Origin of the sequence: Streptomyces bambusae (assembly GCF_020532645.1) — a bacterium.
Lineage (GTDB): Bacteria > Actinomycetota > Actinomycetes > Streptomycetales > Streptomycetaceae > Streptomyces > Streptomyces bambusae.
Genome location: NZ_JAJAUZ010000003.1, coordinates 183093 through 206117, shown reverse-complemented (window position 1 = coordinate 206117; position 23025 = coordinate 183093). Strand labels below are relative to the sequence as shown.

At 73.1% G+C, this 23025-nt stretch carries 26 protein-coding genes and 1 pseudogene; 13 read left to right on the top strand and 14 right to left on the bottom strand.

Annotation, left to right across the window (positions count from 1 at the left end; translation table 11 throughout):
- Positions 1-20 precede the first annotated feature (20 nt).
- Together LG634_RS03700 and LG634_RS03695 are read left to right on the top strand one after the other, a co-directional pair.
- Positions 21-764, top strand: coding sequence for a hotdog family protein (locus LG634_RS03700; protein ID WP_226732109.1), 744 nt, complete (start codon positions 21-23; stop codon positions 762-764).
- A 114-nt stretch (positions 765-878) separates the two neighbouring features.
- A complete protein-coding gene (locus tag LG634_RS03695) occupies positions 879-1925 on the top strand; it encodes a terpene synthase family protein (RefSeq protein WP_226732108.1) in 1047 nt (348 codons plus the stop codon).
- 78 nt (positions 1926-2003) lie between these two features.
- On the opposite strand, the gene LG634_RS03690 is transcribed toward LG634_RS03695, so the two are convergent.
- Together LG634_RS03690 and LG634_RS03685 are read right to left on the bottom strand one after the other, a co-directional pair.
- Positions 2004-2387, bottom strand: coding sequence for a peptidase inhibitor family I36 protein (locus LG634_RS03690; RefSeq protein ID WP_226732107.1), 384 nt, complete (start codon positions 2385-2387; stop codon positions 2004-2006).
- The gene (locus LG634_RS03685; RefSeq protein ID WP_226732106.1) at positions 2387-3082 is read right to left on the bottom strand and encodes a hypothetical protein; all 696 of its coding nucleotides are present in this window, start codon (positions 3080-3082) and stop codon (positions 2387-2389) included. Before LG634_RS03685 ends, LG634_RS03690 begins: the two co-directional genes overlap by 1 nt.
- Positions 3083-3356: 274 nt before the next feature.
- Here LG634_RS03685 and LG634_RS03680 point away from each other — a divergent pair, with 274 nt between their 5' ends.
- The 4 genes from LG634_RS03680 (at position 3357) to LG634_RS03665 (ending at position 6673) form a co-directional block, all read left to right on the top strand.
- Positions 3357-3695 carry a hypothetical protein gene (locus LG634_RS03680; protein ID WP_226732105.1) on the top strand — a complete coding sequence of 113 codons (339 nt, stop codon included), beginning with the start codon at positions 3357-3359 and terminating at the stop codon, positions 3693-3695.
- On the top strand, positions 3692-4792 hold the full coding sequence (locus LG634_RS03675; RefSeq protein WP_308072255.1) for a polyprenyl synthetase family protein: 1101 nt from the start codon (positions 3692-3694) through the stop codon (positions 4790-4792). The genes LG634_RS03680 and LG634_RS03675 overlap by 4 nt, the downstream gene beginning before the upstream one ends.
- Before the next feature lie 46 nt (positions 4793-4838).
- Complete coding sequence (locus LG634_RS03670) at positions 4839-6053, top strand: oxygenase MpaB family protein (RefSeq protein ID WP_226732104.1); 1215 nt, start codon at positions 4839-4841, stop codon at positions 6051-6053.
- Positions 6054-6151: 98 nt separating this feature from the next.
- Complete coding sequence (locus LG634_RS03665) at positions 6152-6673, top strand: bestrophin-like domain (RefSeq protein WP_443729001.1); 522 nt, start codon at positions 6152-6154, stop codon at positions 6671-6673.
- Between the two features lie 14 nt (positions 6674-6687).
- Here LG634_RS03665 and LG634_RS03660 read toward each other — a convergent pair whose 3' ends face one another.
- From LG634_RS03660 to LG634_RS03650, 3 genes are all read right to left on the bottom strand, one after another.
- Positions 6688-7497, bottom strand: coding sequence for an FAD-binding oxidoreductase (locus tag LG634_RS03660; protein WP_226732102.1), 810 nt, complete (start codon positions 7495-7497; stop codon positions 6688-6690).
- 244 nt (positions 7498-7741) lie between these two features.
- A complete protein-coding gene (locus LG634_RS03655) occupies positions 7742-8419 on the bottom strand; it encodes a hypothetical protein (RefSeq protein ID WP_226732101.1) in 678 nt (225 codons plus the stop codon).
- Positions 8420-8466: 47 nt separating this feature from the next.
- Positions 8467-9078 carry a hypothetical protein gene (locus tag LG634_RS03650; RefSeq protein ID WP_226732100.1) on the bottom strand — a complete coding sequence of 204 codons (612 nt, stop codon included), beginning with the start codon at positions 9076-9078 and terminating at the stop codon, positions 8467-8469.
- A 308-nt stretch (positions 9079-9386) separates the two neighbouring features.
- On the opposite strand from LG634_RS03650, the gene LG634_RS03645 reads away from it, so the two are divergent.
- Both LG634_RS03645 and LG634_RS03640 read left to right on the top strand, forming a co-directional pair.
- Positions 9387-10196, top strand: coding sequence for a hypothetical protein (locus tag LG634_RS03645; protein ID WP_226732099.1), 810 nt, complete (start codon positions 9387-9389; stop codon positions 10194-10196).
- A 91-nt stretch (positions 10197-10287) separates the two neighbouring features.
- Positions 10288-10431, top strand: a complete 144-nt coding sequence (locus tag LG634_RS03640) for a DUF6126 family protein (RefSeq protein ID WP_226732098.1) — start codon at positions 10288-10290, stop codon at positions 10429-10431.
- A 16-nt stretch (positions 10432-10447) separates the two neighbouring features.
- Here the strand turns inward: LG634_RS03640 and LG634_RS03635 are convergent, their stop codons facing one another.
- The 6 genes from LG634_RS03635 to LG634_RS03610 all read right to left on the bottom strand — a co-directional run bounded on the left by LG634_RS03635 (position 10448) and on the right by LG634_RS03610 (position 16810).
- The gene (locus LG634_RS03635) at positions 10448-10780 is read right to left on the bottom strand and encodes an ArsR/SmtB family transcription factor (RefSeq protein WP_226732165.1); all 333 of its coding nucleotides are present in this window, start codon (positions 10778-10780) and stop codon (positions 10448-10450) included.
- 192 nt (positions 10781-10972) lie between these two features.
- A complete protein-coding gene (locus LG634_RS03630; RefSeq protein WP_226732097.1) occupies positions 10973-11365 on the bottom strand; it encodes an STAS domain-containing protein in 393 nt (130 codons plus the stop codon).
- Positions 11366-11477: 112 nt separating this feature from the next.
- Positions 11478-11900, bottom strand: coding sequence for a pyridoxamine 5'-phosphate oxidase family protein (locus LG634_RS03625; RefSeq protein ID WP_226732096.1), 423 nt, complete (start codon positions 11898-11900; stop codon positions 11478-11480).
- Complete coding sequence (locus LG634_RS03620) at positions 11897-13663, bottom strand: SulP family inorganic anion transporter (RefSeq protein WP_226732164.1); 1767 nt, start codon at positions 13661-13663, stop codon at positions 11897-11899. Before LG634_RS03620 ends, LG634_RS03625 begins: the two co-directional genes overlap by 4 nt.
- Before the next feature lie 136 nt (positions 13664-13799).
- The gene (locus LG634_RS03615) at positions 13800-15596 is read right to left on the bottom strand and encodes an SMI1/KNR4 family protein (RefSeq protein ID WP_226732095.1); all 1797 of its coding nucleotides are present in this window, start codon (positions 15594-15596) and stop codon (positions 13800-13802) included.
- A gap of 71 nt (positions 15597-15667) precedes the next feature.
- A complete protein-coding gene (locus LG634_RS03610; RefSeq protein ID WP_226732094.1) occupies positions 15668-16810 on the bottom strand; it encodes a hypothetical protein in 1143 nt (380 codons plus the stop codon).
- A gap of 175 nt (positions 16811-16985) precedes the next feature.
- Here LG634_RS03610 and LG634_RS03605 point away from each other — a divergent pair, with 175 nt between their 5' ends.
- The 5 genes from LG634_RS03605 to LG634_RS03585 all read left to right on the top strand — a co-directional run bounded on the left by LG634_RS03605 (position 16986) and on the right by LG634_RS03585 (position 21517).
- On the top strand, positions 16986-17525 hold the full coding sequence (locus LG634_RS03605; RefSeq protein ID WP_226732093.1) for an ArsR/SmtB family transcription factor: 540 nt from the start codon (positions 16986-16988) through the stop codon (positions 17523-17525).
- A 17-nt stretch (positions 17526-17542) separates the two neighbouring features.
- Entirely contained in the window at positions 17543-18781 is a 1239-nt protein-coding gene (locus LG634_RS03600) for an MFS transporter (RefSeq protein WP_264202684.1), read from the top strand.
- Between the two features lie 134 nt (positions 18782-18915).
- Positions 18916-19731, top strand: coding sequence for a hypothetical protein (locus tag LG634_RS03595; protein WP_226732091.1), 816 nt, complete (start codon positions 18916-18918; stop codon positions 19729-19731).
- A 254-nt stretch (positions 19732-19985) separates the two neighbouring features.
- Complete coding sequence (locus LG634_RS03590; protein WP_226732090.1) at positions 19986-21089, top strand: right-handed parallel beta-helix repeat-containing protein; 1104 nt, start codon at positions 19986-19988, stop codon at positions 21087-21089.
- Positions 21090-21124: 35 nt separating this feature from the next.
- The gene (locus tag LG634_RS03585) at positions 21125-21517 is read left to right on the top strand and encodes a nuclear transport factor 2 family protein (protein WP_226732089.1); all 393 of its coding nucleotides are present in this window, start codon (positions 21125-21127) and stop codon (positions 21515-21517) included.
- Between the two features lie 27 nt (positions 21518-21544).
- Here the strand turns inward: LG634_RS03585 and LG634_RS03580 are convergent, their stop codons facing one another.
- The 3 genes and pseudogenes from LG634_RS03580 to LG634_RS37720 form a co-directional block, all read right to left on the bottom strand.
- Complete coding sequence (locus LG634_RS03580) at positions 21545-22183, bottom strand: flavin reductase family protein (protein WP_226732088.1); 639 nt, start codon at positions 22181-22183, stop codon at positions 21545-21547.
- Between the two features lie 145 nt (positions 22184-22328).
- The gene (locus LG634_RS38145) at positions 22329-22592 is read right to left on the bottom strand and encodes a GPP34 family phosphoprotein (RefSeq protein WP_308072252.1); all 264 of its coding nucleotides are present in this window, start codon (positions 22590-22592) and stop codon (positions 22329-22331) included.
- A gap of 25 nt (positions 22593-22617) precedes the next feature.
- A pseudogene (locus tag LG634_RS37720) lies at positions 22618-22953 on the bottom strand (GOLPH3/VPS74 family protein); the annotation flags it as partial.
- Between the last annotated feature and the right edge of the window lie 72 nt (positions 22954-23025).

Sequence of the window (23025 nt, the reverse complement as noted above, 5' to 3'; positions counted from 1 at the left end):
CGTGTGATGAGGTGGGCGGCATGACCGATTCCGAGATCGAGACGATCACGATCCCCGAGCACCTGCACGGCTACAGCGGGGTGGCCTTCGGCGGCTACGTGGCGGGCGTGCTGGCCGGGCGGGCCGCGGCGAAGGACGTACGCGTGGACTTCCGGCGGCCGGTCCCGACCGGACAGCCGGTCCGGCTCGCGGTGACGGCCGACGGCGGGTGCTCCCTGACCGGCGGCGCGCAGGAGCTGCTGGCGGCCGCCGTGCCCGTCGGCTCCGCCGCGGGCGCGGTGGAGATCCCGCGGGCGCCGTCCTGGGCGGAGGCCGAAGCGGCCGCCGCAGCCTACCGGGCGGCGCCCCCGGACGGGCAGACCGACTGCTTCGGCTGCGGTCTCGACCGCACGCCCGCGACCGGCCTGCGTCAGCACTGCGGTGCGGTGCCCGGGCGGGCGCTGGTCGCCACCGCCTGGACGCCGGGCACCGAACTCGCCGGTCCGGAGGGCCTGTTGCCGCCGGAGCTGGTCTGGGGCGCCCTGGACTGCCCCGGCAACGCCGCCGGGCGCCTGCTCGACGGACGCCCGGCCGGCGCGGTCACGGCCGCCCTCGCCGCCCGCCTGCTGCGCCCGGTCCACGCGGGCGAACGCCTGATCTCCTTTTCCTGGATGCTGACTTCGGCGGAACGCAAGTACGGGGTGGGCACGGCCGTCACCACCGCCGACGGCGAACTCTGCGCCACGGCCGAAGCGTTGTGGGTGGTACCGCGTACCGCGCACTGAACGGTTCACCCCCGCGGTGCCGCCGACCGCCCGCCGCGCGCCGTGTGACCGCCCCCGCGAACCGGGCAGACCGGGTGTGACGGGGGCGGCTGCCGTCCCCGCGCTGGGAGCGCCATGAGCATCGTGATCCCGGACGGCTTCTGCTGCCCGTTCCCCCTGGAGATCAACCCGTACACGGGCCGGGTCGCCGGCCGGATGTGGCGGTGGATCGAGCGGGAGGGCCTGGCGCCCACCGCAGCGGCCCGGGAACGGGCCCGGCGTTCGGGCATCGACCTGGCCTGCTCCTTCACCTGGCCGCGGGCGGACCCGGAGACCTTCTTCGAGGGCGTTCGGTGGATGTTCCTGTTCTTCCGCTTCGACGACCAGCTGGAGGAGGGCGCGCTCCGCGGCGATCCGGACGGGGTCCGCCGGGCGGTGGACGAGCTGGTGGGGATCCTGCGGGGAGAGCGCCGCCCCGGCGGCAGCGCGCTCGCCCAAGCCCTTGGCCGCACCTGGGAGTTCACTCGCCGGCAGAACCGTCCGCAGGACTGGCTGGACACGTTCTGCGGCCACTACTGCGAGCTGCTGCTGTCGTACGCGGACCAGTCCCGCTACGAGTACGTCCCCGGCCGCCGCGACGAGCTGGGCATGGCCGACTGGGAGGACTGGCGCGAGATCAGCTTCGGCATGGACTGGTGCTACGACCACATGGAAGCCGCGCTCGGCACGTTCCTCCCTCAGGAGGTCCGCCGGCTGCCGTCGATGCTGCGGCTGCGGCGCGCGGCGTCACTCCACATGGGCATGCTCAACGACGTCTTCTCCGTGCCGCGCGAGAGCTTCCAGGAGCGCCGTTTCAACAGCATCGCCCTCATCCGGCGGGACCGGAACTGCAGCGCGCAGGAGGCCGTGGACGCGGTCGCGGGCATCCTCGTCGAGCGGATCGCGCAGTTCCACGCGGCCCGCCAGGATCTGCTGGACGACCTCGCCGTACGGGGTGCGAGCGGCGAGGTACGGGCGGCGGCCGAGGCGTTCGTGCACAACGTCGCCACGATGATCCGCGGCAATCACGACTGGCACTACCTCGTCATGCGCTACGACACCGACGACGTCGCCGGCCCGACCGGCCCGTACCGCTACCCGGACGACCTCGGCGGGGCCGCATCCGGTCCCTCCGGCGCCTGAGGACCGGGCTCCGGGGCGGAGCCCGCGCGAACAGCCCGCACGAAGAGACCGTTCAACCCGGCTGCCAGGGGAGGCCGTTTAGCAGCCCATCGACCACGTGTGGGAGTCGCCGACGTCGTTGGCCGCGGCGTTGTGGCCGACCTCCTGACCGGGTGCGAGGCAGATGGACATGCCGCCGGACTGGCCCGAGCTGCGGTAGACCTGCACGTGGTCCTTGATGCCGGGGCCGGAGATGCCGTGGTTGGCCCAGGAGGAGTCCTCGTCGGCGATCCAGCTCTCCCACCAGCCGTCGTCACCCGACCAATTGGCGCGCTGCCCGGCGAAGTTGGCGTCCGTCCACACGCAGAAGTGGCCGCTGGGGCACTCCGCCGCACCCGCCGGGGCGGCTGCGGCGGCGGTGGCGAGGGCCAGGAGCGCCGCTGCGGCGTACGTGAGCAGGGTCTTCTTCTTGGCCTGGATCATCAGGTTCCTTTCGCGCGGTCGGCGGCAGTGGTGCTGGTGCGCACGGCCGCCAGTACGGCGGTCGCGCGCTGTGCTGCGCGGGCGCGCAGCCGTTCGTGGGCGGCGATCTGCTCGCCGTGCGCGGCCCGGACCTCGGCCGCGAGGACGCCCTCCCGGCGGGCCCGCACCTGCGGGAGTCCGCTCGCGCGGATGCAGCCGGCGTCACCCTCGGCGCACGCCCGCCCCCGGGCGAGGGCGGCAGCGTACGCGGGGTCCTCGCCGAGCCGCTGCTCGGTCAGGGGGCGGAGGTTGTTGACCGTGACCGAGGCTTCGAACCAGGCGGCCTGGTCCCCGTACAACTGCTGCTGGGCCCGGGCGAGGCAGCCGTCGGTGTGCGCGCGGACCGTGTACCCGGTGGGCAGGGTGAGCGACAGTTCGGCCGGTCCGGTGCCGAAGAGTGCGGCGGTCACCCGCCGCTCCTGCCCGGGCGGGAGCTTCCGCCCGGGCTCCGGCGGGGTGAGGTCCCGGGCCGCGAGGCATTCGTCGGTCAGCCGCAGGGTGGCGGCCTTGATGAGGTCGTCCCGAGCAGCGCCGTCCGGCCGGTGACCCGGGGCGCACCCGGCCAGCACGAGCGCGCCGCACAGGATGGCCGCGCCGGGGAGCAGCCGCGATCCCGGCGCGTGCCCGCGGGTGCTGCGGTGTCCCGGATGCCCCATGCCGTCCGCTCTCGTGGGGGGTGATCAACTAGCGCACTCACCCCACCACTTGGCGTGGCCCCTGCGCAGCCACCATCCGGGTGATCACCGCCGTGCCGGACCGGGTACCGGACCAGGGACCGGACCGGGCCGAGATGGCGTGACGCACCTCGGCACGTCCCGGCCCAGCACGCCCGCCTCCACACGATCAACCACTCGGACGGGTGAACTACCGCATACAGCAACGCCCGTTGGGCAGACAGGCCTGGATGTCGTGAAGATCCAAGGGGTGGGCGTGACCGAGCGTGAAAAGGGCGGCCAGGGTGCCGCCATCGGGGCGGAGGACGCGGTCCTGCTGGTGGCGGGAGCGGTGGACCTGGTGCTGGAGCAGGCCGAAGGGGCACTGCGGCGAGCCCGCGCGCTGCTGGGCCGTTCGGACCTGCTGGACCTGGCCATGGACGCCCGGGACGACCTGATCGCACGGGGCCGCAACAGCGGCCTGCACACCCCCCGCTTCGCCGGCGCCGACCCGCACCTGGAGGAACTGGCCCGGCGCGCCCGCCGACGGGCCGAACAGGCCGCGGCCGGCGGTACGGCGCAGGGCCCGGCCGGGTCGGGACACGGTGCCGGGTGACCGCCCCGGCCGCCGCCGCACCGGAATCGGCGCCCCCGCACCCCGGTGACCCCGGCCCGCCGGCCCTCCGCCACCGCATCGACCGGGCCCTGGCGGATTTCGTCGAGCGGGAGAGCGCGCTGCTGGAGGACATCGACCCCGACCTGTCCGTCGTGGCGGCACAGCTCCGCCGTACCACCGGCACCGGGAAACGCCTGCGGGCCGCGTTCTGCTACTGGGGCTGGCGCGGCGCAGGCCGGGACGACGGCGAGGACATCGTGCGTGCCGCCGCCGCACTGGAACTCGTACACGCCGCAGCCTGCGTCCACGACGACCTGATCGACCGCAGCGCCCTGCGGCACGGCCGGGACACCGCGCACCGCTCGCTGGCCGACAACCGGCCCGGCACCGGCCGCGCACTGGCGCTGCTCGTCGGCGACCTGCTCATCTCCTGGTCCGGGCAGCTGTTCACCGAGTGCGGGCTGCCGGCCGCCTACCTCAACCGGGCCCGGCCGCTGTGGGCCACGCTGGCACGGGAGTTGGTGGCCGGCGAGTGCCTGGAAGTACTGCGCACCCGCCGGCGGGACGCGCTGCCTCCGGACCCCGCACGGTCGCTCCAGGTGATCCGCTACAAGACCGCCAAGTACACGGTGGAGCACCCGTTGCAGATCGGCGGCCTGCTCGCCGGGGCACCACCCGCGCTCCTGACCGCTTTCAGCGCGTACGGCGTACCCCTCGGCGAGGCCTTCCAGCTGCGCGACGACCTGCTGGGCGTGTACGGCACCCCGGAGACGACCGGCAAGTCGAACCTGGACGACCTCACCGGCGCCAGACCCACCGTCCTGCTCGCCCTCACCCTCGCCGCCGCCACCGGCTCCGAACGCGCCGAACTGCACGCCGCGCTCGACCGACCAGAGCCCGGCGCAGCCGAGTTGGAGTACTTCCGCAAGCTCGCCGACGCGACCGGCGCCCGCCGCGGAGTCGAGGAACTGATCGCGGCACGCGCCGCCCGTGCCACCGCCGCCGTCACCGCCGCCCACGCTGACCGCCTGCTGACCACGGACGCGGCCGAGGCCCTGCACGCACTGGCCGCCCGGTGCCTCACCCGCACCGCCTGACCGCCGTACCCACCCGTCTTCCTGCTCCGAGTGAGGAAAGCCGCGCATGACCACCACCGAGGCGACCGGTCCCGCACCCGCGCCGCGCTACACCGAGGACCGGCTCGACGCGCTGCGCCTGCTGGGCGACGAGCTCGCCGACGCCACCGTCGCGGAACTGTTCGCCCGCGGTGAGGCGGGCCGCTTCAACACGCTGATGCGCTGGTTCGCCACTGCCGGCCAGGACCTGCCGGAGGGCCTGCCGGACGTGGCCCGCGACTACCTGGAGGCGACCGCGATGCCGCCGTCCTGGGTGGACTGGGGCGAGATGGAGCGGGCCCGGCTGTTCTTCATCGACAACAACGTCCACATCTCCACCGCCCTGTCCTTCGCCTCCATGCCCGCCTGCTACGTCGTCCCGCACGTGGCGAAACTCCTCAGCGCCACCCACTCCCTCGACTACCCGTCCCGGCGCATGGCGGAGACCGGGCAGTTCACGGTCTACCTGATGCAGCCTGGGGCCTTCGAGGCAGGCAGCCGCTTCATCCCGGCGGCGCAGAAGGTCCGGCTGCTGCACGCCGCGATCCGCCACCACCTGGGGCGCGATGACCGCTGGGACGTACCGGCGCTGGGCGTGCCGATCTGTCAGGAGGACATGATCGGCGGTCAGATGATGTTCTCGATCCAGGTGCTGGACGCCCTGCACCGCCTGGGCATCCACATGTCGAACGAGGGCGCCGACGCCTACTTCTACGCCTGGCGGGTGGTGGGCGCCATGCTCGGCATCGACCTGGCGCACATGCCCGCCGACCTGGCACAAGCACGCGCCTTCTCCGACCTCTACATGGCCCGCCACATGGGCCCCTCCCCCGAGGGCGTACGGCTGACCCGGCAGCTCGTCGACCTGTACGAAGAGGTCGTGCCGGGCACGCTGTTCGACCCGGTGGTCCCCGCCATGATCCGCTTCCTGGTCGGCAACACCGCGGCCGACTGGCTCGACGTGCCGCGCTCGCGGACCTGGGACACCGCCGTCCGGATGGCGCCCGCAGTGCTGGGCGTACTGGAGACCATCGAGGACCGCTCACCGTTCGGGGCGTGGGCCCTGGACCGCCTCGGCCACTACACCACCGTCTTCGAACTGAGCGCGCTGACCCGCGGCCGCGTGATGCAGTACGCGATCCCGGAGGAGCTGAAAGGCGAGTACGGCGTGACCTCGGCCAAGGCCCGGCTGGACCGGTGGACCCCACCGCCGGTCACCCCTGAACGGGCCACGGGCGGCTGACCCCTCCGCAGCGTGCGGGTGACCGGCCGTGCCGCCCGCCCCGGCGGGCGGGGCCGCCGCAGTAGAACGGTCGGCGGAGCCACCCACCACGACCGCCGATCCGGGGCCGCTGCTACGCGCGGGCGATCCTCACGTACGAGTGGCCGGCCATGAGCGAGACCGGCGAGAAGGCGCGCGAGGCGTCGGTGTGGTCCGGTGACTTCCGCCGCCACTTCAAGGAGCTGTCCCGCAAGGACGACGGCACGTCCGCCCTGCTGGTCGAGGCGGACGACGAACGGTCCGTGGCCCGCCAGGCGAGGCTCGCCGAGGCGACGCCGACGATCCCGCGCATCGTGTACTGGTTCATGGTCGCCTCCCCGGCGGCCACCATCGGCGGCTTCGCCTTCGGCCTCCCCCGCAGACGCGGCGCCTCCCACTTCGTCCCGCTCTTCGTCCTGGCCGGCCTGTTCACCGGCTCCCTCCTCCTCATCGAGGACATCGACAAACCGTTCTCCGGCCAGATCCGCATCACGAACAGCGACATGGCCGCCACCGCAGCCGACATCGCCGAAGACTTCACCGAAGACCACCCGGGCCGCTCCCTGCCCTGCGACGCGACGGGCCTGCGCCTCCGGACGTGAAGGGCACCGGCGGCTCAGCCCGGCGGGATGTTCCTGTTGTGGTGGAAGGTGTTGTCGGGGTCGTACTTGGCCTTGGTCTCGGCGAGCCGTCGGTGGTGCTGCTCGCCGTAGGCCGCGTGGACCCGCCCGGGGCCGTCGTCGGCGTCGAGGAAGTTGACGTAGACGCCGGGCGCCCGGTGCGGCCGGAGGGACTGGAGGAAGCGGCGTGCCCACGCCGTCTCGGGCGCGGCCCGGGCAGCGGACTCGCCGGGGAGCCACGCGGCGTCGATGACGATGTTGTGCACGGTGGCCCGGCCGGCGAAGGCGGTGGCGTCGTGCGGGACCCGGGCCACGGCGCCGCCGAGGTGGAACATGGCCACGTACGAGCGGGGCGAGCGGGCCCGGTACGCGTGGTCGGCGATGACGGCGATCGCGTCGTCGGAGAGGCCGGTCAGGTCGGTGGCCTTCCAGTAGTAGTGCCAGCCGTGCGGGGTGGTGTCGTCGAGACCGGCCTGGAAGGCGGCGTACGGGGTGGGGCCGAGCAGATCCAGCAGCGGCGCCCGGAACCGGCGCAGGGCGCGTACCGCGCGCTCGCCGTCCGCGACGGGACCCGCGTGGCAGCAGGCGATCGCGACGGCGGGCCGCCAGTGCAGTTCCGCAGGCACGACCGGAAGCGGTGGGACGGTACCGAGCCGGACCACGGTGCCCAGCTCGTCGGGGGCCGCGGCGGCGAACTCCCGGTAGAAGCGGAGCACGTCGGCGGTGTCCTCGGCCGGCCAGAAGACGGGGCCGGCCAGGACGGTCGGACCGACCGGGTGCAGCGCGAACCGGAACAGGGTGACCACGCCGAAGTTGCCGCCGCCGCCCCGGAGCGCCCAGAACAGGTCCCGTTAGTGGCGCTGTGGTCGATGTGCAACGTGCTGCGCAAGGACCGACTGCCGGACCGGCGGGTGGTGATCCGCTTCGACTTCGCCCATGTCACGCCGATGTCCCGCACTCTCCCGACGACTTGACCGGCACGCCGGGTGAGCGCAGCGCCCAGCGCCCAGCGCCCAGCGCCCAGCGCCCAGCGCCCAGCGCCCAGGAACGCTACGCCCACGCGGTCGCGTCGTACACCGCGTCGCAGTGCGGATCGGTCGCCGCCACCCGGAGCGCCTCAAGGCTCTCGGGTGCGTTCAGCAGCGCAATGATCTTGGTGGAGGCCCACCAGCCCACCGGGCGCAAGGCCCCCGGCTCGGCACCGTCCGCGCCGGCCGGCTCGGCCGTCGCCACGTCGATCCCCACGGTTCCCCGGTCCGGCAGGTCGAGGTACAGCCGGACCACACCGCGCTCGCGCAGGTCGAAGCCGGTGAGCCGGTAGAGGTCCGGGGCCACGGTGCCGGCGGGAGCGTGCCAGTACGGGTCCCCGACGAGGTCGGCCACGACGTAGTCCAGCCCGTCGTCCGCGGTCACCTCCACCGCTTCGGGCAGCACCCCGGCGGCCGCCAGCTCGTCGGCCCCCACCACTCCCGCCGCGCCGCCTTCGGCCACCCACTGCGCCGCCCCCCGCAGCGCCCCCACGTACCACCAGCTCCCCAGCGAGGCCGGTGCGACCCCCGGCCGGTACGGCAGCTCGACCTCCACCTTCCGGCCCGCACCGTCCCCCAGCCGCACCCGCACGACGCCCGCCCCCGGCAGAAATCCGCGAACCCGCCACCCCGTCCCGGGAAGCGGCACGCCGACGAACCGTCGCAACGCCAGCAGGACCTCCACCGCCTTTCGTTCCATTGCGTCGTGCTTCCTTTCCCGGCCGGGTGTCGTGGGTGCCGTATGGATCAGAGCTGGTTGACCCAGTCGGGGCAGAGGGTCTGCCCGCGGCAGAATGCGGTGACGGTCCCGATGGGCCGCCCGTCCGGCGTGTTCCGGCCGTTCGGACCGCGGCCGCCGCGCTCGGCGACACTCGTGATGGTCATGCGGACGGACCCGCCGCTCGTGATGACGCCGTCGTACTCGGCCCGGTCTCCCGTCACGCGGTCGGCATTGCCGTTGTACGGCGCGTTGATCGCTTTCTGCGTGCACATGTTGTGCTTCGTGCACGTGTGCGCGAAACCGAAGTCGTCGGTGCCCCGGCGCGTGGGGATGTCGTTGTGGTCCCAGTCCAGGGCGGACCAGTAGATGTGGTGCCAGGGGATGCTGGGGTCCGAGGCGGAGCGCCTGGCGGCGGTGGTGCCGCCACCGGACGGAAGCGGTACCTGCTGGGCGATCGCCTGCTCGGTGCCGTAGCGCGCCACGTACGCGTCGTTGGACATGACCTCGACGTCCGCCGGAATCCCCCCTCCGCCGGCACGGGCCTCGACCGCCTGCACACCGCCTCCCGTACCGAGTACGGCGACGGCAGCGGCGGCGGCGGCGGGGAGCAATGCGAGCGACAACGTCGTCAGGCGCATGGGGCCGGCCCTTCGGTGAGGACGATACGAGTACGCAGAGCCAACCAGGCGGGCGCCGCTCAGCCGGGGAACCTTCACGCGAGACGACCCGTTCGGGGTAGCCGGGCCAGGCTCTGCCGAGCGGCGTCCGGCGTGGCGTCGAGTGCGCGTCGTCCGGCCGGGTGGCAGGGTGAAGGCCGCGATGCGCGGTGGCGCTGCCGGGCCGGCCGCCGGGGCCCGACGGGGTCGGCGGAGACCCGGACGCCGAGGGGTCTGCGCGCCGCGACCCGCTGTCCGTGCCGGTCCGGTCGAGGGCCGGAGGAGGAGGCATGATGCCGCGCCGGGAGGGTGAGGGGGTGCCGGGCGGGCGGGAGAGGCCGTTCCTGCAGAAGCCGCAGGGTGTGGTTTCCGTCGTCGGAGGGGTGGTCGCGATCGTGGCCGCGGTCCTGGCCATGGTCTTCGACCTGTTCCCGGGGTGCGAGCCCCGGCCGCCGCAGCCGAAGCTCGAGCTTTCCGTCGTGGACGTCGCCCGGGAGAAGGACATCGTCGCCGACTGGACCGTGGACGACGAGCCGCAGCCGGCCATGAAGGACTGGTCGTCGTCGGTGCTGTCGATCGCCCTGCGCAACCGCTCCGACGACGAGGTGATGCTGACGGACGCGGATTTCGCGATCGAGTCGGTCACGCAGCTCGGCTGCCCCTACGGGGCGGGCGCATCGATCGTCACGGCCCGGTACGACATCAAGGTTCCGCCCGGCTTCACGCCGCCGGACACCCTCACCCGCCGCGTACCGCACGAGGTACCGGCGCACGGCACCGAGCGCATCGGCTTCACCATCGGCCCCGAGGTCCAGCCGGCGGGAGCCCTGCCGACGGTCTACACCTTCACGGTCACCCTCGCCGGGGACGACGGGTCCCGCCTGACCACCGACCGCGTGGTCTTCATGAACCCGCAGCACACGGAGGCGGTCCTCGAAGCCGCGGCGAACGCCGTGCAGCACGGCACGGGCCCCACCACGCCGAAGTGCGTGCGGGAGCAAGCGCGCAAGGCCCGTGAGCTGGCCGGGAGTGCCAGGCTCGTCGCCCCCGAGCTGAAGGAGTACAGCAAGGCACTGAACAAGATCGCCGGCGGCCCGTGACCCGGGGGCGCAGGAGCGGAGGAAGCGACCCGGCTAGACTTGCAGAGTTATGCAATTCGTAAGGTCGGGTCGGGCGGCAGAGGGAGGCTTCGTGAGCGGCAGCAACCGGGACGCGGACGAGGGCTGGAAGGAGAAGGGCGTCGCGCTGCGCGCGTTCTTCTACATCTTCGGCACGCACCTGTTCGCCGGCTTCATCTGGCTGCTGTTCTACATCGGCGAGCACGCTCACAAGTAGCCGGCCCGGCGGCTCCCTACCGGGAGGCCGCGCGCAGCCCCGCCAGGAGTTCCGCCTGGCCCTGGAGGACGCCGGTGAGGATGCCGCGGGCGACGCGCATGAGTTCGGCGATGTCGTCGCTGGTCAGCCGGTAGTAGACGGTGGATCCCTCGCGGCGGGTGACCACCAGGTTCGCCTTGCGCAGGACGGCGAGCTGCTGGGACAGGGCCGCCGGCTCGACGCCGACCTCAGGGAGCATCTCGGCGACCGCGTGCTCGCGGATGCTGAGCAGTTCGAGCACGCGGATGCGCACGGGGTGGCCGAGGGTTTTGAAGAACTCCGCCTTCAGCTGGTACAGCGGCGGATCCAGCGGGGCGGTACCGGACGCCTTGGCCGTCTTGTCTGCACGCGTCCTCGGCACCTGATCCACCCGTGGCTTCCTCTTCGAAGAGCGGCTCGCGACGCCCGTTCCACCTGTCGTTGACCTCCACAATTGCAGATTCCTGCAAGTGGTGGACACCCGCGGTCCCGATCGGGCCGCTTCTCGCCGCCGGCGCCGGGTTCAGCCGACGGGTCGGCGCGCCACCGGACCGTCCTGCCGCGGGCCGGGGAGGACCGCCGGGCCGTGAGCGGCCAGCGCGGCGGCCAGGTCCGGGTGGACGGGGATCTCGGGTCCGGTGCCGCTGGGGACGAGGGAGCCGTCGGCGGGGATCGCCGCGAGTTCCAGGCGCCGTCCCGCGCCCGCCAGCCGGCGGGCCGCGTCCGCGACGGCGAGCTGCCCGCCGGGTGACCAGCCCAGCAGGCCGGTCAGGTCCACGATGACCGGGCCGGAGCCGCGGGCCAGGGTCCAGCCGACCGCGCCGACGAACCGGTCGATGGCCTCCATGCCGAGGTGGCCGGTCAGCGTGAGCACGCCCACGTGTCCGTGGTCGGTGTACTTCCACTCGATCGTCAACGTCTTCGTCTTCCTGGTCGCGACAGGGGCAGGGCCAAGGGCAAGGGCAGTGACAGGGCGATACGGCGGTCCCGGGGCGGGCCGTCCGCGTCCTGCGTCGGTGCGACGGCCGTCACCGGCCCTCCGGGACGCGGGGCCGGGCCAGCCGGAACCCGGTGACGGACTGCGGGGTCATGCGCAGCAGGGTGTCGTGCGGGCCGTGGGCCCAGCCGGGCAGCGTGCGCCGGTAGTGGGCGGCCTCGTCGCGGTCGGTGACGGGGTCGGCGGGGCCGTGCGCGGTGACCGTCCAGCCGATGCCGTCCGGGTGCCGGACGTCCTCGCAGTGGTACGTCAGGACGGTGCGGGAGAGCACGACCAGCGGCTGCACGGGCGCGCGGACGATCAGCCGGCCGTGTTCCAGGACGTGGCAGGCCGGCCGTACCACGGCCTGCTCGCGCTGGACGTACACGAGGTGGCCGGCGCCGGCCCCTTCGAGGAGCCACAGCGCTTCGGTGCCGGACATCTCCAGCATCATCCGCTCGGCGGGAACAGTCATCGGCCGGCCTTCCGGGAATGGTGCGGGTGGTGCGAGTGGTGCGGGTGGTGCAGCGCGCGGCGGGCCGGAACGAGTCCGTCCTGCTCCAGGAGGCTGCGCGCGGCCTCGATCGCCTCGGGGGTGGTGGCGTAGGCCTGGAACTCGTGAGGCTCACGGAACGCGTGGACCTCGTGGACATCCTGGCGGTCCGGGTGTCCGCGGTGTGCCGGCTGCCCGGCGGGCCCCTCCCCCACGGGCAGCGGCTGCAGTGCTCCGACCGAAGTGAGGACCTGACGCTGGCCGGGTCGGATCCCCGAGGCCAGTACGGTGATGCCCCGCCTGTGCAGCTTCTCCACGACGTCCTTGAGGACGAGGGCCCCGGTGGCGTCCATGGTCGTGATCCTCGACATCCGCAGGATCACCACCCGTACGTCGGCCACCTCGGCGAGTTCCAGCAGGAAGCGGTGGGCGCCGGCGAAGAACACCGGGCCGTCGATGCGGTAGGCGACGATGTGCTCGGCGAGCAGGGCGTGCTCCTCGGCGCTGTGCTCCCCTGGCAGGTCGGGGCGGAAGTCGACCTGGTCGAGGCGGGCCTGCCGGGCGACCGCGCGCAGCGCGAGTGCCCCGGCCACCGCCAGGCCGATGATCACCGCGTAGACGAGGTCCAGGACGAGGGTCGCGGCGGCGGTCAGGACGAGGACCAGTGCGTCGGCGCGGGTCGCCCGGGCCATGGCCCTGAGGGAGCCGACTTCCACCATCCGGACCGCGGTCGCCAGGAGGACTCCGGCCAGCGCCGCCAGCGGGATCCGGGAGACCAGCGGCGCGGCGGCGAACACGATCACGCCCAGCACCACCGCATGGGTGAGCGCCGCGAGCCGGGAGGTCGCGCCGGTGCGCACGTTCACGGCGGTACGGGCTATCGCCGCGGTCGCGGGGACCCCGCCGAACAGCGGGGCGGCCAGGTTCGCCACGCCCTGCCCGAACAGCTCCCGGTCCGGGTCGTGCTTCTGCCCGACCGTCATGCCGTCGGCGACGGTCGCCGACAGCAGCGACTCCAGGGCGGCGAGGGCGGCCACCGCGACCGCGGGGGCCAGCAGCGAGCCCACCGTCGACAGGTCGAGGAAGGCCAGCGAGGGGGCCGGAAGCCCGGCCGGCAACGTGCCGATGAGCGCGGCGCCGTGGAGGGGGAAGAGCTGGACCACGAGCGTCGCGGCGATCACGGCGACGATCGAGAACGGCACGGTCGGCAGTCGGCGCGCGCCGGCGAGCATCACCGCCGCCACGCCGGCGGAGAGGCCGAGCGCGGTCCAGTTCGGCGCGGCGACGAAGTCGGCGGTCGCCCGCCAGGCCACCGTCAGGACCTTCTCGCCTTCCGGTCTGTCCACGCCGAGGGCGTTCGGGACCTGCTGGAGGCCGATCACGCACGCGATGCCGAGGGTGAAGCCCTCGACGACCGGAGCGGGCACGTAGGCCATGTACCGGCCGGCCTTCAGCAGGGCGAGCGCGATGAGCAGCACACCGGCGAGCAGCCCGACGGTGAGCACGCCGCCGGGTCCGTACCGGGCGACGATGGGGACCAGGACGACGGTCATCGCGCCGGTGGGGCCCGACACCTGGAGGTTCGACCCGCCCAGCAGCGCGGCGAGCGCGCCGGCCACCACCGCGGTCGCGAGCCCGGCCTCCGCACCCAGTCCGGAGGAGACCCCGAAGCCGAGCGCGAGCGGCAGCGCGACGATCGCCACGGTCAGCCCGGCCAGCAGGTCCCGGCGCGGGGCGCGGGCCATCACCGCGAAATCGGCGCGGACGGGCAGCACCGACCGCAGCAGCTTCAGCACCACGCTCCTCCACTCTCCTGTCACGGAAACTCAGCGACATAAGGTGATGGGTGAGTTCGAAGGGCGAATGAACGTCCTGGCCGGCCTACCGCCCCGCCAGGTCCGCCGCGAGCTCGTCGCGCCAGCGCAGGGACAGGCGCCGGCTGAGGATCAGCTCCGCCGCCTCCGGGAGGGGCAGCAGCGCGAACGCGCGCAGCGCCCCCGCCGCCGAGTCCCGTATCCCCCACGCGGACACGTCGGCCGCGGTCACGGGCGCCGGCTCCGCATCGTGCCGGGCTTCGTACAGCAGCCCCCGTGCCGCCCGGGCCTCCGCCGAGAGCCTGCGTATCCGGAGGTCGAGCGCGCCGTCGGCGCCGAGGTCCACGGGTTCGTTCCGGGCCGTCCGCTCGAGCGCGTGCGCCATCTCCGGGTAGGTGCCGATGCCGGTCTCGGCGGCCAGCCGGGCGAGCTGCGCCGCCATCGCGGACCGCAGCCGCTCCGGCGGTGTGCGGTCGACGAGCCCGGCGAGGTCCACCTCGCGCACCTCGGAGACCGGGTGTCCCGTCGGCCGTATGTCGTCGAGGACCGGCAGCAGCAGCGCGCTCGCCAGCGGCTCGTCACCGTCGCCGGCCGGGTCCCAGTGGATTCCGTACTCCTCCGCCAGAGCCGCCAGCAGCCGGGCGTAGGCCGCGGTCGAACCGGGCCAGGGATCGGCGCCCACCTGCTGCCACTCCTGTCCGTCGGGTCCGGTCACGTAGTCCTCGCGGGGCGACTCGACCCGGCGGGCCGCCTCGGGCCGCGCCACACCGTCGTCGACGACGGTGACGTGCACCTCGGGCCCCTCCTTCGTCAGCCGCACCGCCCGGGTCCCCCGGGACAGCCTGCGCAGCACCTCCGGGCGGCCGAACTGGGCGTCACCGCCCTCCTGAATGGCGTACGACCACCCGTCACCGCACACCCCGGCCCGGACCAGCGGCCGGTACGCCGCCCAGGGCGCGGCGGCGGCCAGCCGGGCCTGCTCCCTGCTGCGCAGTCCGGCGGTCGCGGGCACCGCGCCCAGCCGGTCGAGCAGTTCCCCGGGCGTGAGGCCCGCCACGAACACCACGTCCGGCTGCGGGGGCGGTTCCTCAGCGGCGGCCGGGGCTCCGAACGTTCCGAACGCACCGAAGGAGAGGACGGCGTACTGTCCGTCGGCAAACTCGACGGTCGGAGCCGCTCCGGATGCCGGCGCGGGGACCGGCGCGACCACCGGCTCGGCGGCCTCGGCGGCCAGCCCGAGCGGCGAGACGGGGTCGGATATGACCGTCGTCCCGTCATCCCAGATCAGCCGGCCTTCGTACGCGAGGGGTGTACGCCCGTCGAAGGGCGTGCCGTTCTCCAGGGCAGTGGCGAAGTCGGCGAGGACTTCGCGCAGTTCCCGCCACGGGGTGAAGGACGGTGCGTCCTCGTCGAAGTACCGGCCGACCCGGCCTCGGTGCGGGCCGGGTCGGGTGGCGAGGAAGAGTCCGTCGGAGGACTGCCAGCCGATGCCGAGGGTGATCAGGAGGCGTTCGTGCGGCCAGTAGGCGTGCTGGTCGCGCTCCTCCTCGTCGAATTCGGCCTCGTCATCGGTGAGGTCCTCGGCGACGTCCCGCAGGAACTCGGTGCTCCGGACCAGGTCCTCTATGCCGGACAGCGGCCCGTAGTAGCCGAGCGTCAAGGTCCCGTCCTGGAGTTGTACGCCGTCGTGTCGCAGCAGCGACTCCTTCAGGTCGGCGGGGAACGTCAGCCCGAGGCGTCGTTCGGCCGCCGCGATGTCCTGCGGGAGCGCGGGCGGTCGCAGCAGCCCGTGGCTGACGGCAGCATGCCGCTCAAGCCACGTCTCGATACGGTTCCATGACTGTTCGACAGTGAGCGTGGTCATGTGTGCACGGTAGGCGGCGGCACTGACAGAACCCCCGCGGTTGTCCACAGGTCCGTTCCCCGAGGAGCCGTTCACCGAAGGACCGTTCCCCGCTGGATCATGCCGGCCGACGTGTGCCGCCGCGTGTCGTCGAGGATGTCGCGGAGCCAGGGGCGGCGGACGGCGGGCAGGCGGACGAGGGTCTGCTGGAGGATGCCGAAGTCGACCTGGAAGGGGTGGTGGGGCCGTGGCGGCGCGAGCGGTTGGTCCTCGTCGCGGCTGACCCCGGCCGGCAGCCGCCCCGCGGGCAGGTCGGGCAGGTCGGCCTGGGGGAAGGCCAGCGCGAACCACACGCCGAACGGCAGCGGGACCCGGTACGCGCAGGTGTGCGCGGCTGCCGGCGCCCACGTCTCCCCGGTCTGCGGGTGGGTCGGTACGAGCAGGACGTCCGCGCCGGCCCCGGGCACGGGCAGGTCGGGGCCCGCCAGGACGGCGTGCCGGGTGGCCGGACCCGTGGGCAGCAGGGCGTCGAGGGCGGGTTGGAACACTTCGGCGGCCAGTCCGTCCGGGACGGCCACCGGCTGCCCGCCCGAAGCGACGAGGAGGTGCGCGAGCGCCCGGCCCGCGGCCGCCTCCCACTGCGGGCTCCACGCCGACCACCAGGTCGCCGGTCTCGGCCGGTCCCCCCAGCTGACGACCGGCCCGTACGGCGGCACGCGCTCGCCCGCCGCCAGCACCTCGGCCCAGGTCAGCGGGGCGGCCTCCGCCCCCTCGACGGGCAGGCCCCGTACGGCGGTCGGTTCGAGCCACACCGCCTGCCAGAGCGAGCAGTCGTCGATGCGGGTCGCCACCGGTACGCCGCACGCCGCGCAGGCCATGTTGGGTCCGCCGGCCCCGTCGAGCCCGCAGCAGTAGCCGCTCCCCCGGTTCTCCGGCACCAGCACGGTGCCGTGGGCCTCGCCCGGCGCGATGACGACCGCGCCGGGCGGGGCGTCGGAAAGGCGGGGCACCGGCGCGAAAACACCGCGCTCCGCCGCCTCGTCCGGCCCGACCTCGTGCCATCCCCGCCAGGGCGCGCCCCAGCCCTCCGGCTCCACGGCGAACGTGCCCGGTGCCATGAGCACCGGGAGCTGGAGCCCGTTCCCGTACTTCTGCCGCGCGTGGACCGGCAGCTCCACCCGGTCCAGCGGCGCCGTCAGCTCGGCGCCACACCCCGTACACACGAAAACGAACAAACGCCCTCCACCCGGAAACGGCAGGCATGCTCCCACGGCGCCGCGGCGGCGGCCCAACGGTTTTCCGCCTCCTCTCACACCCCGGCGGCCGGGACACATAGCCGCCACTCGCGGATTCCTGGAGTCCGCATGCACCCCCTTGCGTAATGGTCAAGAAGCGTTGACCATTGTGCACATGCCTACCGATGATCTTCCCGAGACCTTCCACGTCACCACGGACGAGCAGCTCAGAGCCGTCTCCAACCTCACGCGCCACCGGATCATGGCCGTGCTCCGCTTCGAGCCCGCGACGATCACGCAGATCGCCGAACGGGTGGGCCTCGCGAAGGGGAGTTCCAGCTACCACGTACGGCTCCTGGAGCGGGCCGGCCTGGTGAAGGTCGTCCGCACGCGGAAGGTGCGGGGAGTCCACGAGCGGTACTACGCGATGGCCGCACGGTCGATCGTGCTGCCGGATCCGGGCGAGGGCGGGCCGGACATGCTGATGCGGCACGCGGTGGCGGACCTGGAGGCCGCACCGGCGGACGCCGAGCGCCACGTGCGGATGGCGCATCTGCGGCTCACCGACGAGCAGTTCGCAGAGCTCGGAGCACGGCTCGACGCCCTGGCGGACGAGTACCGCAAGCTGTCCGATCCGTCCCTGCCGGACACCTCGCTCGTCTTCGCCCTCTTCCACCCGGCCACCGGCAAGCAGACCGAAGCGGAGGCCAAGTGACCCAGGAGGCAAAGAAACTGCCGGCCGGATTCGGTCGGCTGTGGACCGCGCAGACGGTGTCCTCGTTCGGCGACGGGGTGATCCATGCCGCGCTGCCGCTGCTCGCGTTGACGCTGACGCGGGACCCGCTGGCGCTCGCCGTCGTCACCGCCGCCGGAACCCTGCCGTGGCTGCTCTTCGGGGTGCTCGGCGGCGCCCTGGTGGACCGCTGGGACCGCCGGCGCACGATGTGGATCACGGATGCACTGCGCGCAGCCCTGCTCGCGGTACCGGCGGCAGCGGCCGCGCTCGACCTGTTGAGCATTCCGCTCCTGGCGGCCACCGCCTTCCTGCTCGGCCTCGGCGGGCTCTTCTTCGACACGGCCGCCACGGCCTACCTGCCGGATCTCCTCGGCCGCGGTCCCGCACTGCTGGAACGCGCCAACTCCCGTCTGCGCGGCGCCCAGACCGCCATGTCCGGCTTCGCGGGTCCGCCTGCCGGCAGTGCCCTGCTCGCACTCGGGCGGTCGGTCCCGCTGCTCGCCGACGCGCTGTCGTTCGCGCTCTCCGCGATCCTCGTACGGTCGCTGCCCGCCGCGCCCCGGCCCGTACCGGAGGCCCGCGAGTCGCTGCTGCGGCAGGCCCGGGCCGGCGCCTCGTACGTCTTCCGGGACCGGTTGCTGCTCGGGCTCGCGCTGCGTCCGGCGGTGGGGAACGTGGCGTTCGTCGCCGTGGAGACCGTACTCGCCCTCTTCGCTCACGAACGCCTCGGCATCGGCGCCTTCGGCTTCGGCCTGCTCCTCACGGCGGAGGCCACCGGCGGTCTGCTCGGCGCGGGCATCGCCTCCTTCCTCGGCCGGCGACTCGGCACCGGCACCGCGCTCACCTGCACGGCCGCCGTCGAGGGGGTCGCCGTCCTGGGCCTCGCCGCCGCCCCGGACCCGTACGTCGCCGGCCTCGCGCTCGCCGTCTGCGGAGCGGGCATCGGCGCCACGATGGTGCTCGCCCCCTCCCTCCGCCAGACGATCGTCCCCGCCCACCTGATGGGCCGGGTCGCCGCCACCTCCCGCATGCTCGCCATGTGCGCCGCCCCGTTCGGAGCCTTCCTCGGCGGCTGGCTGGCCACCGCGTACGACGTGCGCACCCCGCTCTACACCGCCGCCGGCCTCCTCCTGACCATGACCGCCGTCACCTCGACCATGACGAGCAACCGCCGCGTCGAAGCGGCCCTGCGCACCGCGGACGAGCTCCGGGCGGAGCCGAAGGCCGTTCTCTGAGGTCGGACCGCACCGGTGGCAGCAGGCGGCAGGCACAGGCACAGGCACAGGCACAGGCACAGGCAGCAGCGGAACGCCCACCGCTCCGAGCAAATCCGATGGCACCGACGGGTTCCGGCAACGAAACTGCGCTGGTGAACACCCCAACACCGCCGCCCGGCCGGTCCCTCCTGCCCGTACGGGACCCGCGCGCCGGCGACGTCGTCCTCGACTACGCGGGCATGCACGCCCTGGTTGCCGACCTGGTTCTGCCCGCCGACGCGTCGATGTACGTCATGAGCGCGATGGAGACCTCTCGCGAGCTCATCCGGCACTCCTACTACCGCTACGAGTTCGCCACCGTCGCCGTTGCGCATTCCCTGTTCGCCCTGGAGCACGTCCTCGCCGAGCGTCTGGCCACGACCGAACCGCTCCACCTCCTCATCGAGCGGGCCTGCGACGCAGGGCTCATCACGGCCGGGCTCGCCGCCGAACTCGACCGCAGCCGACTGCTGCGCGACAAACTCACGCAGGGCTGCGAGTCAAGCGCCGCCCTCCGCCCGATCCGTGCCGTCACCATGCTGCGGGCCGTCTTCGATGCCGTCTCCCTGCTCCTTCACCCGCCTGCGACGGCAGAGGCGACGGCCGCCGATGTGGACGGAGCACAGCCCGGACGCGGACTCGCCCGGCTGTGGGAGGACCACCTGCGCGCGCTGTTCCCCGACGGCTTCCGCGGCGTGGGCTTCGACGGCGTCGACCTCGTGCTCCTGGACGCCGACGTCGCCGGCCTCGTGCAGAAGGAGCTGAAGGGCGGACTCGACGACAGCGGCATCGCCTGCCTCTGGAGCTGCATAGCCGACCTCGACAAGATCATTCCTCTGATCAACGAGGAGTACTGCACCTCCTACTTCACGAAACTGCGGACGATGGCCCGGGTCGCAGCAGCGCCCCACATGCCCACCACGATCTGACACCGGGGTCTCCCGGAGTCCCGTCAGGGTGCACGTGCCGGGCATGGCACGGCCTCCCCCGCGCCGGGCGCGCGCCCGTCTTGCCGTGTGGAACCTCTGGTCCGGACGGCCCACCCCTCGGCACGGTCCCGGCCGGATCCGCTCGCGCTGTGCTCGGGTGACACGGGCGAACCGGCCGTTCCGCCGGGCCGCCCCGTGTCCCACGGCGCCGAGCGGCCCCGCGCAGCCGGCCCTTCCTCCGGGAGGAAACGCACATGACCCCCCTCCGCACCCGCTGCGCCGCCGCGCTCGGCACGCTGCTCGCCTCCGCGGCTCTCGGCCCCCTCGCATCCCCGTCCGCCGCATCGCAGCCGCGTGACCTGAAGGTTCCCTCGACGGCCTACCCGACCGTCCAGTCCGCGGTCGACGCCGCCCAGCCCGGCAGCCGTATCGTCCTGCGCCCCGGCGTGTACCGCGAGCAGGTGACCATCCGCAAGGACCTCACCCTCACCGGGGCGGGCGCCGGGAAGAGCACCATCCTCGCCCCCGAGACGCTGGTGACGGGCTCGGACGGCCTCAACTCGATCGTCACGATCGACAGCGCGGCGTCCGTGAAGATGTCCCGGCTGGCAGTGAGCGGACCGGGTTCCGGTACGTGCGACGCGGGCGCCCTCGGAGCCGGCATCCGGGTGCTGGGCGGAGCGCACCTGGACCTGAGCCACGCGGCGGTGTCCCACATCAAGGACACCCCGATGGCACCGTGCTTCCGGAGTGCCAACGCCGTGCTCATCGGCGACTTCCCCGCCGGCGCGGGGTCGGCGTCCATCCGGGATTCGAAGATCACGGACTACCAGGGCGCCGGCATCGTCGTGCTCAGCGCGGACTCGAAGGCCACGGTGCTGCGCAACGTCGTCACCGGCCAGAAGAGCATCTCGACCGACGGGATCGAGTTCGTCGAGGCGACGGGACGGGTCGAGCGGAACCGGGTGAGCGACAACGCCTGCCGCGAGCCCGACCCGGGCTGCGGCACCGACTTCTTCTCCGACATCCAGCACGCCGGCGTCCTCGCCAACACGGGGGTGACGGTCACCCGGAACCGCCTCGTCGGCAACCAGCTCGGCGTCTACGCCTTCGGCAATGTGGAGACCAGCCACAACACCTTCGTCGACAGCACGTACTACGGCATCGCCTTCCAGGACGGCACGTTCACCTCGGTCAAGGACACGATCCGCGGCGGCGCCGGCGGTGTCGCGGTCATCGCCTCCTCCGTCGACACCACCGCCCGGCTGGACCGTTTGAAGACCACCGGACTCTCCGGCGACCGGACCCGTACGTTCGAGTGCTGCGGCTTCACGGCGACGGTGACCGACCGGAAGTAGAGCCATTCGGGGGCACGTCTGGCAGGGTGTGACCCATGGAGTCTTCGAAGGTCGTAGCGGCGCTGTGGGAGCGGATCGAGGCGCGGGACTGGGACGGTGTCGCCGCGCTGGTCGCGGCGGACGCCGTCGTCGAGTGGCCGGTCAGCGGGGAACGCATCGTGGGCCGCGACAACTACGTCGCCGTGAACCGCGAGTACCCGGAGGGCTGGTCGATCCGCGTCCTGCGCATCGTCGCCGACGGCGACGAGGTCGTCTCCGAGGTCGAGGTTCCGCACGAAGGCGCCGGAGTGTTCCGCGCGGCCTCCTTCTGGACCGTCCGCGACGGACGCATCGTCCGCGGCACGGAGTACTGGACGGGCCTCTGCGCCGATCCCCGCCCGGAGTGGCGGGCGGGGCTGGTCGAGCCGATGGCGGTCCAGGCGGCCTGATGCCGGCGGGGCTGCCGGTCCGCCTGCTCAGGCGGTCGGAACCGGCAGCGCGTGCGGCATGTTCCAGCCCTCGGCGAGTCTCGACGGGTGGACGTTGTGTCCGCCGCCGAAGAACTCGCAGAACTTCATGATCAACGGGTCCCAGCCGAGCGGGTCGACGTAGTGCGTCCCCGGGATGACCAGGTTTTCCTCGACGTGGGCGCGGAGGACCTCGACTTCGAAGGCGGTGGCGTGCCGTTCGGGACCGCCGAACGGATGCGCCGAGACGACCCGGCACTCCAGCTGGACCGGACACTCCGCCACCCTGGGCGCCCGGACCAGGTCCGACGCCTGCTCCGTCAGACCCGCGGTGGAGAACTTGTCGGGCTCGTGCCGGTAGCCCTGCTTCCTCTTGTAGTCGGGTACGGCCGGCTTCCCGGTGGTCAGCGCGATCCGGTCGACGGCATCGACCATCGCCGACGAGGGCAGGTTGAGCACGCACTCGCCCTCCCGCAGCAGGTTCACGGTGGTCTGCGCGTTGTTGCCGAGCCCGAGCATGCACGACTGACCCAGCCACCACGCCGAGGACATCGGCGCGAGGTTCGCCGTACCGTCCTCGTTCCGTGTGCCGATCAGCACCACCGGAGTCCCGAAGTACAGGACCTTGAGTCCGGGAACGACATGCATGCGCTGCCCCTTTTCGCGAAGTACCGGAGTGACGGGCCGCGGCCACGACCGCGCCCCGCCCCCGACCCTCTCCCGAACCGCCCCACCCTGCTGGCGAAAATCCGACCTCGCGTTCCGACCGGACAGCGGAACGGCGCGTACGCTCCTAGCTCGCCGTCGTGATGCGGGGCGTGGTCTTCATGCCCAGCACCGCCAACAGCACCTCGTGGACGGCGGTGCGGACGGCGTCGGAGGCCCACTGGCCGGAGGCTATCGACGCGGTACGGATCTTGAGCTGCGGGGACAGATCGTCGGGGAAGGCCAGGGCGTGCAGCTTCACGGCGTGGATCAGGGCGATCAGGGCCGCCGTCCGCGCGTCGGGCCGGGCACCGCCCAGGGGCGGCGGCGCGAAGGCGGTCCCGTACGTCACGCTCGGCGGCACCGTCCGCCTGCGGGTAGCGGCGCACCGGGAACACCCCCAACGCCCGGCGCTTCTCCGCCACGAGCACGCCCCGCTCGCAGAGACGGTCGACGGCCGCCTCTGCAGCCCTGGGCTCGTCCTTGACCAGCCACTCCGACACCCGGCCGACGCTCCGCCCCCGCAGCCACTGCCCGATGAGCACGAGCCGGCCGTCGAGGAGAGGATCACCGGTCAGGGTGGGGTCCGTCAGGTGAAGGTGGCTGCGGGGGACGGAGATGCGCCCGGCCAAGGCCAGTTCGACCAGGATGCCGCAGGCCGCTGCCCAGCGGACGGCCTCCTGCTGCCTCCCTGTTCCGGATTCGTCGTCCATTGCGAGCAGTACGACTTCCTCGGCCAGCGTGACGGCCATCCGGTTCCCCTTTTGCCTGATGAAAGTACGAGT

What these genes read in the sequence shown, in the direction of transcription:
- LG634_RS03700 (WP_226732109.1), top strand. Translation starts at nt 21, where the DNA reads ATGACCGATTCCGAGATCGAGACGATCACGATCCCCGAGCACCTGCAC.
- LG634_RS03605 (WP_226732093.1), top strand. Translation starts at nt 16,986, where the DNA reads ATGCCTACCGATGATCTTCCCGAGACCTTCCACGTCACCACGGACGAG.
- LG634_RS03695 (WP_226732108.1), top strand. Translation starts at nt 879, where the DNA reads ATGAGCATCGTGATCCCGGACGGCTTCTGCTGCCCGTTCCCCCTGGAG.
- LG634_RS03690 (WP_226732107.1), bottom strand. Translation starts at nt 2,387, where the DNA reads ATGATCCAGGCCAAGAAGAAGACCCTGCTCACGTACGCCGCAGCGGCG.
- LG634_RS03585 (WP_226732089.1), top strand. Translation starts at nt 21,125, where the DNA reads ATGGAGTCTTCGAAGGTCGTAGCGGCGCTGTGGGAGCGGATCGAGGCG.
- LG634_RS03655 (WP_226732101.1), bottom strand. Translation starts at nt 8,419, where the DNA reads ATGGAACGAAAGGCGGTGGAGGTCCTGCTGGCGTTGCGACGGTTCGTC.
- LG634_RS03620 (WP_226732164.1), bottom strand. Translation starts at nt 13,663, where the DNA reads ATGGCCCGCGCCCCGCGCCGGGACCTGCTGGCCGGGCTGACCGTGGCG.
- LG634_RS03685 (WP_226732106.1), bottom strand. Translation starts at nt 3,082, where the DNA reads ATGGGGCATCCGGGACACCGCAGCACCCGCGGGCACGCGCCGGGATCG.
- LG634_RS03670 (WP_226732104.1), top strand. Translation starts at nt 4,839, where the DNA reads ATGACCACCACCGAGGCGACCGGTCCCGCACCCGCGCCGCGCTACACC.
- LG634_RS03590 (WP_226732090.1), top strand. Translation starts at nt 19,986, where the DNA reads ATGACCCCCCTCCGCACCCGCTGCGCCGCCGCGCTCGGCACGCTGCTC.
- LG634_RS03650 (WP_226732100.1), bottom strand. Translation starts at nt 9,078, where the DNA reads ATGCGCCTGACGACGTTGTCGCTCGCATTGCTCCCCGCCGCCGCCGCC.
- LG634_RS03645 (WP_226732099.1), top strand. Translation starts at nt 9,387, where the DNA reads ATGATGCCGCGCCGGGAGGGTGAGGGGGTGCCGGGCGGGCGGGAGAGG.
- LG634_RS03580 (WP_226732088.1), bottom strand. Translation starts at nt 22,183, where the DNA reads ATGCATGTCGTTCCCGGACTCAAGGTCCTGTACTTCGGGACTCCGGTG.
- LG634_RS03615 (WP_226732095.1), bottom strand. Translation starts at nt 15,596, where the DNA reads ATGACCACGCTCACTGTCGAACAGTCATGGAACCGTATCGAGACGTGG.
- LG634_RS03625 (WP_226732096.1), bottom strand. Translation starts at nt 11,900, where the DNA reads ATGACTGTTCCCGCCGAGCGGATGATGCTGGAGATGTCCGGCACCGAA.